Origin of the sequence: Stenotrophomonas sp. TEPEL (genome assembly GCF_004348785.1) — a bacterium.
In the GTDB taxonomy this organism is placed as follows: domain Bacteria; phylum Pseudomonadota; class Gammaproteobacteria; order Xanthomonadales; family Xanthomonadaceae; genus Stenotrophomonas; species Stenotrophomonas indicatrix.
Genome location: NZ_QQXJ01000001.1, coordinates 3,647,398 through 3,661,067 on the forward strand (window position 1 = coordinate 3,647,398; position 13,670 = coordinate 3,661,067).

General features: G+C 66.1%; 11 protein-coding genes and 1 pseudogene. 8 read left to right on the plus strand and 4 right to left on the minus strand.

Translation table 11 applies throughout. The annotated features are described in order from the left end of the window. Positions 1 to 183 precede the first annotated feature (183 nt). Positions 184 to 1,887 carry a proline--tRNA ligase gene (locus tag TEP_RS16715; protein ID WP_132826007.1) on the plus strand — a complete coding sequence of 568 codons (1,704 nt, stop codon included), beginning with the start codon at positions 184 to 186 and terminating at the stop codon, positions 1,885 to 1,887. A 222-nt stretch (positions 1,888 to 2,109) separates the two neighbouring features. After that, positions 2,110 to 2,493 (plus strand): H-NS histone family protein, encoded by a 384-nt coding sequence (locus TEP_RS16720; protein ID WP_117309482.1) that lies wholly within the window; start codon positions 2,110 to 2,112, stop codon positions 2,491 to 2,493. Positions 2,494 to 2,550: 57 nt separating this feature from the next. Here the strand turns inward: TEP_RS16720 and TEP_RS16725 are convergent. Next, positions 2,551 to 3,795 (minus strand): annotated as a pseudogene (locus tag TEP_RS16725) (threonine/serine exporter family protein); the annotation flags it as partial. Between the two features lie 92 nt (positions 3,796 to 3,887). On the opposite strand from TEP_RS16725, the gene TEP_RS16730 reads away from it, so the two are divergent. Genes TEP_RS16730 through TEP_RS16745 form a run of 4 tightly spaced genes read left to right on the plus strand, consistent with a single transcriptional unit; the run spans position 3,888 to position 7,406 of the window. Then, entirely contained in the window at positions 3,888 to 5,009 is a 1,122-nt protein-coding gene (locus tag TEP_RS16730; protein WP_206140241.1) for an ABC transporter permease, read from the plus strand. Between the two features lies 1 nt (position 5,010). After that, on the plus strand, positions 5,011 to 5,838 hold the full coding sequence (locus tag TEP_RS16735; protein ID WP_132826009.1) for an ABC transporter ATP-binding protein: 828 nt from the start codon (positions 5,011 to 5,013) through the stop codon (positions 5,836 to 5,838). A gap of 3 nt (positions 5,839 to 5,841) precedes the next feature. Next, complete coding sequence (locus tag TEP_RS16740) at positions 5,842 to 6,768, plus strand: MlaD family protein (protein WP_093818830.1); 927 nt, start codon at positions 5,842 to 5,844, stop codon at positions 6,766 to 6,768. Next, positions 6,765 to 7,406 (plus strand): ABC-type transport auxiliary lipoprotein family protein, encoded by a 642-nt coding sequence (locus tag TEP_RS16745; protein WP_132826010.1) that lies wholly within the window; start codon positions 6,765 to 6,767, stop codon positions 7,404 to 7,406. Before TEP_RS16740 ends, TEP_RS16745 begins: the two co-directional genes overlap by 4 nt. Positions 7,407 to 7,426: 20 nt before the next feature. Here TEP_RS16745 and TEP_RS16750 read toward each other — a convergent pair whose 3' ends face one another. Genes TEP_RS16750 through TEP_RS16760 form a run of 3 tightly spaced genes read right to left on the minus strand, consistent with a single transcriptional unit; the run spans position 7,427 to position 9,425 of the window. Next, positions 7,427 to 8,014, minus strand: coding sequence for an alpha-ketoglutarate-dependent dioxygenase AlkB (locus TEP_RS16750; RefSeq protein ID WP_132826011.1), 588 nt, complete (start codon positions 8,012 to 8,014; stop codon positions 7,427 to 7,429). A gap of 45 nt (positions 8,015 to 8,059) precedes the next feature. Next, positions 8,060 to 8,692: a CoA transferase subunit B gene (locus TEP_RS16755; RefSeq protein ID WP_132826012.1), complete on the minus strand. Its 633-nt coding sequence runs from the start codon at positions 8,690 to 8,692 to the stop codon at positions 8,060 to 8,062. A 1-nt stretch (position 8,693) separates the two neighbouring features. Further along, on the minus strand, positions 8,694 to 9,425 hold the full coding sequence (locus TEP_RS16760) for a CoA transferase subunit A (protein WP_132826013.1): 732 nt from the start codon (positions 9,423 to 9,425) through the stop codon (positions 8,694 to 8,696). Between the two features lie 173 nt (positions 9,426 to 9,598). On the opposite strand from TEP_RS16760, the gene TEP_RS16765 reads away from it, so the two are divergent. Continuing rightward, the gene (locus tag TEP_RS16765; RefSeq protein ID WP_132826014.1) at positions 9,599 to 12,220 is read left to right on the plus strand and encodes a DEAD/DEAH box helicase; all 2,622 of its coding nucleotides are present in this window, start codon (positions 9,599 to 9,601) and stop codon (positions 12,218 to 12,220) included. A gap of 92 nt (positions 12,221 to 12,312) precedes the next feature. After that, complete coding sequence (locus TEP_RS16770) at positions 12,313 to 13,659, plus strand: phosphomannomutase (RefSeq protein ID WP_132826015.1); 1,347 nt, start codon at positions 12,313 to 12,315, stop codon at positions 13,657 to 13,659. Positions 13,660 to 13,670 lie beyond the last annotated feature (11 nt).

A 13,670-nucleotide genomic window follows, 5' to 3' on the forward strand; every position in this document is an offset into this window, starting at 1 on the left:
CCGCGGACACCCCCGCAACCGGACCCACCCCGCCATCCCACAGCAACCCCGCTGTTTCTGTTGCTGTTGCTGTTGCCGTAGCTCCAGCCGTTGCCTCTGCGGGTGCCGGGCGCCGCCCGGCCGATACCCCTCCCCCGGCCGGGCTGGCAGAATAGGTATCTCTGCCGTAATCCGAATCCGACGATGCGCCTCTCCCAGTTCCACCTGCACACCACCAAGGAAACCCCCAGCGACGCCGAGCTGACCAGCCACCGGCTGATGCTGCGCGCGGGCATGATCCGCAAGCTCGCATCCGGCCTGTACACCTGGTCGCCGCTGGGCCTGCGCGTGCTGCGCAAGGTCGAACGCATCGTCCGCGAGGAAATGGACCGCGCCGGTGCCGTGGAATTCCAGATCCCGACCATCCAGCCGAAGGAACTGTGGGAGCAGACCGGCCGCTGGCAGAAGTTCGGTCCGCAGCTGCTGAAGATCAAGGACCGCAAGGAACAGACCTTCTGCTACAGCCCCACCGCCGAGGAAGCGGCCTGCGATTTCGCACGTAGCGAACTGTCCAGCTACAAGCAGCTGCCGGTGAACTTCTACCAGATCCAGACCAAGTTCCGCGACGAGATCCGCCCGCGCTTCGGCGTGATGCGTGCGCGCGAGTTCCTGATGAAGGATGCCTATTCGTTCCACCTGCACGACGAAGACCTCGTGCGCGAGTACGAAAACATGAAGGTGGCCTACAGCCGCATCTTCACCCGCCTGGGCCTGGACTTCCGCATGGTGCAGGCCGATTCCGGCGCGATCGGCGGTGACGCCTCGCAGGAATTCCACGTGATCGCCGACTCCGGGGAAGACGCGCTGGTGTTCTCCACCGGTTCGGACTACGCCGCCAACATGGAAGCGGCCATTGCCGCCGATCCGGCCCCGCGTGCTGCGGCCAGCGAGGCGCTGCGCAAGGTCGAGACCCCGACCCAGAAGACCTGCGAAGACGTCGCCGCGCTGCTGGGCATCGATCTGCAGCGTACGGTGAAGTCGGTGGCGCTGATCGCCGGCGAAGGCGAGGCACAGCAGTTCGTGCTGGCGCTGGTACGTGGCGACCACGAGGTCAACGAAATCAAGCTGGGCAAGGTTGCAGGCCTGGACGAGCAGCGTTTTGCCAGCGAAGCAGAGATTGCCGAATACCTCGGCAGCGTGCCGGGCTTCCTCGGTCCGGTTGCACCGGCCAAGCCGATCCGCGTGGTCGCCGATCGCGAAGTGGCGGCGATGTCCGACTTCGTCGTCGGTGCCAATGAGGCCGGTTTCCACCTGGCCGGCGTCAACTGGGGCCGCGACCTGGCCGAACCGGAAGTGGCCGATATCCGCAACGTGCGCGCCGGTGATCGTGCGCTGGACGGCGGCGAACTGAAAATCGCCCGCGGCATCGAAGTCGGCCACGTGTTCCAGCTCGGCCGCACCTATGCGAAGGCGCTCGATGCCACCGTGCTGGACGAGAATGGCAAGGCCGCGGTAATGACGATGGGCTGCTACGGCATCGGTATTTCGCGCGTGGTCGCTGCGGCCATCGAGCAGAACCACGATGACGCCGGCATCATCTGGCCCGACGCGATGGCGCCGTGGCAGGTGGTGGTCTGCGTGATCAACCCGAAGGGCGACGCAGGCGTGGCCGATGCTGCGGCAGGCCTGCTGCAGGAGCTGCGCGATGCCGGCCTGGATGCCGCTCTGGACGACCGCGGCCTGCGCCCGGGCGCGATGTTCGCCGACATGGAACTGATCGGTATTCCGCACCGCGTGGTGGTCAGCGAGCGCGGCCTGGCCGCAGGCACCTTCGAATACCGCTCGCGTCGGGCGGCCGAAGCGGAGAGCCTGGACAAGGCCACCCTGCTGCAGCGCCTGCAGGGCTGATCGGAAAAGACCGGGGTATACCCCGGTCTTTTCTTTGCCGGCTGGCCGCCCCGGGAAAACCGCAACGGACATAATCCGGTCAAAATGGTCGCAACCGGGCCAGCCAGCCGACAGACGGTGACTGCAACTGTTTGTGCTGGGATTAATTCATCATTACTCTGTCCTGCGACGCCACGGACCGGCTCGTCCCTGTCCCTAAATTAGTTTCTGGAGTAATCGTTGATGAGTATCGACCTGACCGGCCTGTCTGCACGTGAGCTGGGCGCATTGATCCGCACAGCCAAGAAGCAGCAGACCATCGTCGCCAAGCGTCGCCCGATCACCAAGGTACGTGCCCAGCTGAGCAAGCTGGCCAAGACCGAGGGTTACACCATCGAGGAACTGTTCGGTGGTGAGCCCGCACCGCGCGCGCGCAAGGTCGCCAAGGCCGCCAAGGCCCCGTCCAAGACCGCTGGCCGCAAGCTGGGCAAGGTTGCGCCGAAGTACCGCAACCCGGCCAACCCGAAGGAAACCTGGACCGGTCGTGGCAAGCAGCCGCGCTGGATGGCCGAGCTGACCGCCAAGGGCAGCAAGAAGCCGGAAGATTTCCTGATCAAGAAGGCCTGAGGCCGGCTGCATCGGGAATGAAAAACGCCGGCGAAAGCCGGCGTTTTTTTCGGGTAGCGCCGGCATCAGCAGGTTGCCGAACAGCAGGCCGGCGACCAGCGCCATCACCACGTTCAACACGGTCAGGAACACGCTCTGCCCGGCGCCCACGTCCTGTTGCTGGACCAGCGTCAGTACGCCGCGCAGGCTGGTGCTGCCGGGCACCATCATGATGATGCCCGGCAGGCGGATGATCGCACCGGGGCGGCCGACCACGCGGCCGAACAGGTTGCCGCCGGCGGTCAGCAGCATCGCCGACAGGAAGATGCCGGCCGGCGTCCCCCAGGCATGACCACCAAATTTGGAGATCGCGTAGCCGGCCACCGAGGCGGCGATCACCCACGGATAATCGCGGCGGTTGGCCTTGAACAACATCGCGAAGGCGAACGCCGCCGTCAGCAGCGAGCCCCACTCCACCCATGGCCCCTGGGGCCGCGAGGCACGGATCATCGGGTCCAGCCCCAGCACATCGGCCAGGGTCACCGCGATCATCGCGCCGACACTGAGCTTCATGATGGTGGTCAGCGCGCCGGCAAAGCGCGCGGTGCCGGACACCCAGTGCTGGCTGGCCAGTTCATTGACCGCATTGGTCAGTGACATGCCCGGCAGCAGCACCACCAGCGAGGCGATGATCACCGTGTTGAGATTCAGGGCACCCACGAACGTGGCAACCACGGTGGCGACCAGGCCGGCCAGCAGCGCCGCCAGCGCTTCGGCCGCTTCACGGCTGGCCGGGCGCTTGTCGGTAACCATGCCGAGCAGGCCGATCAACAGGCCGATGACGCCGGCGGTGGCGATGTCCAGCCACGGCAGCTTCCACATGCCCGCCACGCCGGCCGCGCCGAGGGTGAAGGACAGGATGGTGCGCAGCTTGCCGCGCCGGCCCGGATCCTTGTCCAGCTGACGCAGCGCGGTGTGGCCCTGGGCAATGCTCATGCGGCCGTTGGCCACTTCTTCGGCGATCCCGTCAGCCACGCTGAGCTTGTGCAGGTCGTTCTCGCCGGGCGCCAAGCGGATCACCCGGGTGATGTCACTGGAGCCGATGGCCTGTGCCGGATCGCTGAAACTGAGGATGATGCCGGTGGGGTTCGACCACGGTTCACAATCCAGATCGAGCTGCCGGGCCAATGCAACCACCGCCGCTTCCAGGCGTTGGGCCGTGGTGCCATAGCTGTGCAGGCGGCCGGCGATCTCGGAAACGAAGGCCACGCGCTGCGCGTAGGTGGCCTGGGGCGTGGGGATCGTGTGAGCGTCTGCGGACATGCGCCGTAGTATTACCTACGTCAGGCTCTGCTGGAGAAATTCATCCTGGTTCGACGCGACGTGCAATTCAGAACGGTTATGCTGCGACCCGAATGGCCCCCATGACCCCGACCCACGCCCCCCAGCTCGAACAGGACGCTCAGGATCCGGGACTGATCCGGCTGTCCGGCCACTGGACCCTGAAGACCGCGCTGGCCGCGGCCGAAGTGCTGCGTGGCGTTCCGGACACGCTGACCGGCATCGACGCTACCGGCATCGAGCTGCTCGACTCGGCCGGCGTGCTGCAGGTGCTGCGCGTCGCCCATCGCGCTGACCTCAGCGAAGACGCATTGCAGTTCCGCCCGGATCATCAGGCGCTGGTGTGCACCATTGAAGAAGTCGCCGATGACCGCCCCAAGCCAAAGCGCGATTTCGGCGTGCTGGCCGCACTGGAGCGGCTGGGTGTCAGCGTCCATGCCACCGGCCACAACATCAAGGCACTGTGCAGCTTCCTCGGCGAGAACCTGGTCAAGGGTGCGCGCCTGGTCAAGGAACCTCGACGTTTCCGCCTGACCGCGACCGTGCACCAGATGGAACAGGTCGGGTTGGATGCGGTGCCGCTGGTGGCGCTGCTGTCCTATCTGGTCGGCGCGGTGATCGCCTTCCTCGGCTCGACCATCCTGCGCGACTTCGGCGCCGAGATCTATGTGGTCGAACTGGTGAACATCGCCTTCCTGCGCGAATTCGCCGTGCTGCTGACCGCGATCGTGCTGGCCGGCCGCACCGCCAGTGCCTTCACCGCGCAGATCGGTGCGATGAAGGCACGCGAGGAAATCGATGCGATGCGCACCCTGGGGCTCGACCCCATCGACCTGCTGGTACTGCCACGCCTGGTCGCGCTGCTGGTAACCCTGCCGCTGCTGACCTTCATCGCGATGGTCGCTGGCCTGGCCGGCGGCATCACCGTCGGCGCGTTCGACCTGGACATCCCGCCGCAGATGTACATCGCGCGCATGCACGAAACGATGGAAGTGCGGCACATGCTGGTGGGCCTGTCCAAGGCGCCGGTGTTCGCGCTGGTGATCGGCCTGATCGGCTGCCTGGAAGGCCTGAAGGTGGAAGGCACCGCGCAGTCGGTCGGCGAACGCACCACCTCCAGCGTGGTGCAGACGATCTCGCTGGTGATCATCATCGACGCTTTCGCGGCGTTGTGGTTCATGCACATGGACTGGTGACATGACTACCCATCCGACCCCCGAAGACGTGCCCATGCAGGACGACGATGGCCACGACCTGGCCATCCGCGTGCGCGGGCTGGTCAACCGCTTTGGCAGCCAGACCGTGCATGAAGGGCTGGACCTGGACGTGCGCCGTGGCGAAATCCTTGGCGTGGTGGGCGGCTCGGGTACCGGCAAATCGGTGCTGATGCGCTCGATCCTCGGGCTGCGCGTGCCGGATGAAGGGCAGATCGAGGTGCTTGGCCGCGATGCGCGCGCCGACGATGCCGAGAGCCGCCTGCATATCGAGCGCAACACCGGCGTGCTGTTCCAGGACGGCGCCCTGTTCTCGTCGCTGACCGTCGGCGAAAACGTCCAGGTGCCACTGAAGGAACACCACCGCGAACTGCCCGAACGCTGGCATTACGAGCTGGCCCTGCTGAAGGTGAAACTGGCCGGCCTGCCCGCCGATGCCATCAACAAGCTGCCCTCGCAGCTGTCCGGCGGCATGCGCAAGCGTGCCGGGCTGGCCCGTGCGCTGGCATTGGATCCGCCGCTGCTGTTCCTGGATGAACCCACCGCCGGCCTGGACCCGATCGGCGCGGCGGCGTTCGACCGCTTGATCAAGACCCTGCAGGAAGCACTGGGGCTGACCGTGTTCCTGATCACCCACGACCTGGACACGCTGTATGCCATCTGCGACCGGGTGGCGGTCATCGCCGACCGCAAGGTGGTGGCCAATGCGCCGCTGCCGGACATCGAGAAACTGGATCATCCGTGGATCCAGGAATACTTCCACGGACCCCGCGCGCGCGCTGCGCGTGGCGAACAGATCGAGAGTGCCTGAGCCATGGAAACAAAAGCCAACTACGTGCTGATCGGCGCGTTCACCCTGATCACTGGCCTGGCCCTGCTGGCCTTCGGCCTGTGGGCCGCCAAGTACTCCTCCGACCGCACCTGGCAGGAATACCGCGTGGTGTTCCGCGAGGCGGTCACCGGCCTGTCGGTGGGCAGCCCGGTGCAGTACAACGGCATCGCGGTGGGCTCGATCACCGAACTGAACCTGGTACCGGATGACCCGCGCCAGGTGGTCGCGCGCATCCGCCTGAACTCGACCACGCCGGTCAAGACCGATACCCGCGCCAAGCTGGCGATCACCAGCCTGACCGGCCCGTCGATCATCCAGCTCAGCGGCGGCACGCCGCAGTCGCCGGCGCTGACCACGGTCAACAAGGACCCGGCACCGATCATCCCGACCACGCCGTCGGCGCTGCAGAACATCACCGACGTGGCCAACCGCATCGTCGAGCGCATGGACCAGATCCTCAGCGACCGCAACGTCGCCTCGATCAACGCCACCCTGGCCAACCTGGAGACCATCAGTGGCGGCCTGGCCGACCGTGACCAGGGCACGCAGGCGCTGCTGCTCAGCGCGCGCGATGCCGCCCGCAGCCTGGACACCACCCTGAAGACCACCAACGGCACCATCGAACGCCTGGACAAGAACCTGGTGCAGCAGCTGCCGGGCATCATCGACAAGCTCGACGCCACCCTGGCCAAGCTTGATTCGGCCGCCGGCAATGCCGATTCGATCCTTGGCGAAAACCGCGCCGCCATCAACAGCTTCGCCAATGACGGCCTGGGCCAGCTCGGCCCGACCCTGGGTGAACTGCGTGGTCTGATCCGCGACCTGCGCCGGGTCAGCGACCGCCTCGAGAACAATCCCGCACGCTACCTGCTCGGCCGCGACGCCCCGAAGGAGTTCGAACCCAAATGAGCCCGATCACCCTTCCGCGCCTGTTGCTGGCAGCGTCGCTGGCCACCCTGCTGGGTGGCTGCTCGATCCTCGGCAGCGGCGACAAGAACCCCGTCACCCTCTATTCGCCGGCCGTGCAGGTCAAGGTCGACCCCAGCTGGCCGCAGGCCGACTGGCAGCTGGTGCTGGCCAAGCCCAGCGCCGCGCGCATGGTCGACAGCCCGCGCATCAACGTGCGGCCGACGCCGTCGGAGCTGGAGATCTACAAGGGCGCCAGCTGGGCGCAGCCGGCCACCGACATGATCGAGGACACCCTGCTGCGCGGCTTCGAGGATTCCGGCCGCATCCACGGCGTGGCCCGCGTTGCCGCCGGCATCCGCGCCGACTACAAACTGTCCACCGACGTCCGTCGCTTCGAATCGGATTACAAGGGCCAGCCCACGCCGACGGTCGTCATCGAGATCAACGCCAAGCTGATCGACGTCACCAACCAGCGCGTGGTCGCCGACCGCACCTTCCGCCAGCTGCAGCCGGTGGGCAGCACCGATGTGTCGGCAGTGGCAGCGGCGTTCGAGCGTGGCCTGCAGCAGGTGGCGCAGGACGTGGTGGGCTGGACGCTGACCAGCGGGCAGAATGACAAGCAGGCGCTGAAGCGCTGAGTTTGCCCGGCGAACCCCGGTCAACGCGGATGGATCCAGCGGAACGTCAGGTTGATGCGTTCGCCCTGCACCCGCGCCATCTTCGGCAGCGCGTGCTGGTAGTAGCGCTGGGTAGCGCCGCCCATCAGCAGCAGGTCGCCATGACCGAGCAGGAATTCCGCCTTGCGCGTGGTGTCATCGCGGCGGCGCAGCAGGAACCGCCGCGCTGCGCCGAGGCTCAACGAAGCGATCAGCGGCGCCGGCCCCAGCTCGGGCTCGTCATCGCTGTGCCAGCCCATGTAGTCGGTGCCGCCGCGATAGCGGTTGAGCAGTACGCTGTTGAATCGACCGACGCTCTGTTCTTGCAGACGGATGCGCAGTTCCTGCAGCAACGGTGGCCACGGATGCGGGATGAACTCGGCGCCTGAATAGCGGTAACGCGCCTGCGGATCACCGATCCAGCAGCTCAACCGCGGTGAATCCACCCAGTTGCCGAACATGCGGATGCGGTGGGTTTCCCACGGGATTTCCTGTGCCAATGTCTGAAGCAGAGCATCAGCTTCAGCTGCGGGCAACCAGCCCGGCAGATGTCGGACGTCAGCATCGGGCAGATCGTGGGGAAATAGCATGGGAGATTCAGGAGATGGGGCAGCGACACGCCGCCCCGTGGATGCTCAGCGGCGCTTGAACGCAACGCCGGTCTTTTCCTTCAACTCATCCTCACTCACGCCCGCGGCGGTCTCCACCAGCACCAGACCGTCATCGGTTACATCGAACACCGCCAGGTCGGTGATGATGCGGTCGACCACGCCCACGCCGGTCAGCGGCAGCGTGCATTCGGCCAGGATCTTGTGCTCGCCGTTCCTGGCAGTGTGCTCCATCAGCACCACCACGCGCTGCACGCCGGCCACCAGGTCCATCGCACCGCCCATGCCCTTGACCATCTTGCCGGGCACCATCCAGTTGGCCAGGTCGCCCTTGTCGGTCACCTGCATCGCACCAAGGATGGCCAGGTTGACGTGGCCACCGCGGATCATCGCAAAGCTGTCATGGCTGCCGAAGTAGCTGGCACCCGCACGTGCGGTGACGGTCTGCTTGCCGGCATTGATCAGGTCGGCGTCCACCTCGGCCTCGGTCGGGAACGGGCCGATGCCCAGCAGGCCGTTTTCCGACTGCAGCCATACGTCCACGCCCTCGGGGATGTGGTTGGCCACCAGCGTCGGCAGGCCGATGCCCAGGTTCACGTAGGCGCCATCAGTCAGTTCACGCGCAGCGCGCGCCGCCATCTCATCGCGGGTCCATGCCATGTCAGTTGCCCTCCGCACGGATGGTGCGCTGTTCGATACGTTTTTCAGGGGTGGGGTTGTGCACGATGCGGTGCACGTAGATGCCTGGCAGGTGCACCTGGTCCGGATCGATGCTGCCAACCGCCACCACCTCCTCCACTTCCACGATGCAGACCTTGCCGGCCATCGCACAGGCCGGGTTGAAGTTGCGCGCGGTCTTGCGGAACACCAGGTTGCCGGCCTCGTCGGCCTTCCAGGCCTTGACCAGGGCAACGTCGGCGCGCAGCGCGGTTTCCATCACATAGTGCTTGCCATCGAACTCGCGGGTTTCCTTGCCCTCGGCGACCACGGTGCCGTAACCGGTGGCGGTGAAGAACGCCGGGATACCCGCACCGCCTGCACGCAGGCGCTCGGCCAGGGTGCCCTGCGGATTGAATTCCAGCTCCAGCTCGCCGGCCAGGTACTGCCGTTCGAATTCCTTGTTCTCGCCCACGTACGACGAAATCATCTTCTTGATCTGCCGGGTTTCCAGCAGCTGGCCCAGGCCGAAGCCATCGACGCCGGCATTGTTGGAGATCACGGTCAGGCCCTTGGCGCCACTGTCGCGCAACGCGGCGATCAGTGCCTCGGGGATGCCGCACAGGCCGAAGCCCCCCACGGCCAGGGTCTGGCCATCGGCGACCACGCCCTGCAGGGCCTGCGCCGCAGAGGCGAAACGCTTGCTGCGCGTGCCGCTGGAAGTTGATTGCTGCATCTCTACTGCCCTACCCGGTGAGAATGCCGCCATTCTAGCGGCACACCCGACGCCGGCTGGGATGCGCCGCAGCATGAACCGGCATGCCGGGCTGCCAATCCGTAGAATGTCCGTTTCCCCGCTTGCGGTGCCCTTGGCAACGCGTGCTGTAGATGGAGAGGACAGGACGACGCATGGCCGAAGTATTCACCGGAGGGGAACTGTCCCGCTGGCTGGATGCCGGGACGCTGGAAACGGGCAACCACCACGTGCCGGCAGTGCGCGAACTGCGCTACCGGTCACCGCTGCTGACCGCCCAGGTCGAGGGCTGGCAGGTGGTGATCGACCTGGATGCCAGCGCCCGCACCCCGCACAGCCCCCTGCAGAGTCGCTGCACCTGTCCGGCTGGCACGCACTGCGAGCATGTCGCTGCGGTGTTGCTGGCCGCACTGCAGAACTCACTGGAGGGTGAACCGGGTTCGCTGCGTGCGGCCGCCAATCCGATACTGCCTACCCTGCAGATCCAGGCGATGACGCCGATCCTGCATCTGCACAGCATGGAATACCGGCCTGCCTGGCTCACCGAACGTGACCCCTCGCAGTGGCTCGACGTCGCCACCGTCGCGTTCGAGTACGACGAACACGTGCGATTTCTCGACGACCCCTCGCTGTTCGTGCACGACGCCGAGGGCCAGCTCTACCTGCTGCCGCGTGACCTGGCCGGGGAGGCACGGCGCGAGGCTGAACTGCACAGCGTCCACCTGCACCGCGAGCGGCAACCGCGCATCGTGCTGGACGGCGGCGGCCCGTTGTTCGAGCTGCGCAGTTTCGACTGGACCCGTTTCCTGCTGGAGGACGTGCTGCGGCTGGAAGCACTGGGCTGGAAGATCGAGACTGACGACGCCTTCCGCCATCGCATCACCCGGGTGGAGGACATCGACCTGGATGTCCGGTCGGTGTCCGCCGACAGCAACGAGCTCGACCTGGCCCTGACCATCGACGCCGATGGCCGCAGCATTGCGCTGGTTCCGCTGTTGCAGGGTGTACTGCAGTCCGATCCGCGCTGGCTGCGCGGCCAGCTGGATGCCATTGGCGATGACGAGAACGTATTGCTGACGACGGCAGACAATGAACGTCTCGCCCTGCGGGCAGCGCGGCTGAAGCCGGTGATCGCGCTGCTTGCGGATCTGTTCGGCGACCGTGGGCAACCGCTGCGCCTGCAGGCGCATGATCGCGGCCGCCTGCAGGCCCTGCAGGACGCTGCGCAGTTACGGCTGCACAGCAGCAACGATACCCGTGCACGCGTGCAGCGCCTGCTGGACGCCCCGGCGATGAGCGCTGTGCCAGCGCCCCAGGGTTTGCGCGCGACGCTGCGCAGCTACCAGCTCGAGGGCCTGTCCTGGCTGCAGTACCTGCGCCAGCAGGGCCTGGGCGGCGTGCTGGCCGATGACATGGGCCTGGGCAAGACACTGCAGACCCTGGCCCATCTGCTGCTTGAAAAGCAGAGTGGCCGCCTGAACAAGCCGGCGCTCGTGGTCGTGCCAACCTCGTTGCTGCACAACTGGCAGAGCGAAGCGGCGCGCTTCGCCCCGGATCTGCGTGTACTGACCCTGCACGGCCCCGCACGTGACACGCGGTTCGACGCCATTGCCGCCCATGATCTGATACTGACCACCTATCCCCTGTTGTGGCGCGACGAACCGGCGCTGCAGGCGCATTCCTACCATCTGCTGATCCTCGACGAGGCGCAGCAGGTGAAGAATCCCAGATCGCGCGCGGCGGCCACGCTGCGCACGCTGCAGGCGCGGCATCGGCTGTGCCTGACCGGTACCCCGCTGGAGAACCATCTGGGCGAGCTGTGGACGCAGTTTGACTTCCTGCTGCCCGGCCTGCTCGGCAGCGAAAAGCAGTTCAACCAGCACTGGCGCCATCCCATCGAGCGCGGCAGCGACCAGCGCCGTGCACAGCTGCTGGCCCAGCGGCTGCGACCTTTCATCCTGCGCCGGCGCAAGGACCAGGTCGCTTCCGAGCTTCCACCGAAGACGGTCATCACCCGCACCGTGGCAATGGAAGGCGCCCAGCGCGACCTATACGAAACCGTGCGTGCGGCGATGGAAAAGCAGGTCCGCGATGCGATCAACGGCAGCGGGCTGGCGCGCAATCACATCGTGGTACTGGACGCGTTGCTGAAGCTGCGCCAGGTCTGCTGCGATCCGCGCCTGCTGCCAGGCGGGACACCCGCGCGCGCTGCCGGTTCGGCCAAGCTGGACCTGCTGCGCGAGATGTTGCCTGCCATGGTCGAGGAAGGGCGGCGCATCCTGCTGTTCTCGCAGTTCACCGGCATGCTGGCGTTGATTGCGCAGGCATTGGATGCACTGGGCGTGGCCTACGTGACCCTGACCGGCGATACCCAGGACCGGGTCACGCCCGTGCAGCGCTTCATGCAGGGCGAGGTTCCGGTGTTCCTGATCAGCCTGAAGGCGGGTGGCGTGGGCCTGAACCTGACCGCTGCCGACACCGTCATCCATTTCGATCCCTGGTGGAATCCGGCCGCCGAGAACCAGGCCACCGACCGTGCCCATCGCATCGGCCAGGACCAGCCGGTGTTCGTCTACAAGCTGATCACCGCTGGCAGCGTCGAGGAACGGATCGCCGAGCTGCAACAGCGCAAGGCCGACCTGGCCGACGCGATCCTGGAGGGTGGTGGCGGAACCGGCCCACGATTCGATGCAGCCGATCTGGAGGCGTTGCTGTCTCCGCTGCCCGGCGCGCCAGGTAAACGCACCGCTGGCAGGCGCAGGGCCAGCCGGACCTGACACCGGCGGTCAGCCGCCGTTGGGCCTATGGAAACGATTCCCACACGGCGCTGGGATTACACTAGCCAGCTGATCTGACAAAGGATTCCACCATGCCCCTGCCCGCCTTCAAGGCCTATGACATCCGCGGCCGCGTGCCGGAAGAACTGAACGAAGACCTTGCCCGCCGGATCGGCGTGGCCTTGGCCGATCAGTTGTCACCCGGGCCAGTAGTGGTAGGGCACGACGTCCGCCTGACCAGTCCCGCGCTGCAGGATGCCTTGGCAGCCGGCCTGCGCGGCGCGGGCCGGGAAGTGATCGACATCGGCCTGTGCGGCACCGAGGAAGTCTATTTCCATACCGACCATCGCGGTGCAGCGGGCGGTGTGATGGTTACCGCCAGCCACAACCCGATGGACTACAACGGCATGAAGCTGGTCAAGGAGAACGCCCGGCCGATCAGTTCCGATACCGGCCTGTTCGCGATCTCCGATGCCGTGGCGGCCGACAGCGCAACACCGCAGCCGCCGACCGCAGGCCAACGCAGCGAGCACGACAAGAGCGCCTACATCCAGCATCTGCTGTCCTATGTGGACAGTACCAAGCTCAAGCCCCTCAAGCTGGTGGTCAACGCCGGCAACGGCGGCGCCGGCGCCATCGTCGACCTGCTGGCACCGCACCTGCCGTTCGAGTTCATCCGCATCTGCCACGAACCCGACGGCAGCTTCCCAAACGGTATTCCTAACCCGCTGCTGCCGGAAAACCGTGCCGCTACCGCCGAGGCGGTGCGCCAGCACGGCGCCGACTTCGGCATTGCCTGGGATGGCGATTTCGACCGCTGCTTCTTCTTCGACCACAGCGGGCGCTTCATCGAGGGCTATTACCTCGTCGGCCTGCTGGCCAAGGCGGCGCTGGACCGTAACCCGGGTGGCAAGATCGTGCATGACCCACGCCTGGTCTGGAACACCGTGGAGATGGTCGAACAGGCGGGTGGTGTGCCGGTGCTGTGCAAGAGCGGCCATGCCTTCATCAAGGAGAAGATGCGCGCAGAGGACGCGGTGTATGGCGGCGAAATGAGTGCCCATCACTACTTCCGCGAATTCGCCTACGCCGACTCGGGCATGATCCCCTGGCTGCTGATCGCCCAGCTCATTTCCGAAAGCGGCCGTTCGCTGGCCGACTGGGTTGAGGACCGCATGGCCGCCTATCCGTGCAGTGGCGAGATCAACTTCAAGGTCAGCGATGCGAAGGCGTCCGTGGCCCGCGTGATGGAACACTTCGCCGCACAGTCTCCGGTGCTGGACCATACCGATGGCATCAGTGCCGACTTCGGCGACTGGCGCTTCAACCTGCGCAGTTCCAACACCGAGCCGCTGCTGCGCTTGAATGTGGAGTCGCGTGGGGATGCGGCGCTGATGCAGGCACGCACCGACGAAATCTCTGCCCTCCTCCAGTCGTAAGCAAGGAAGAT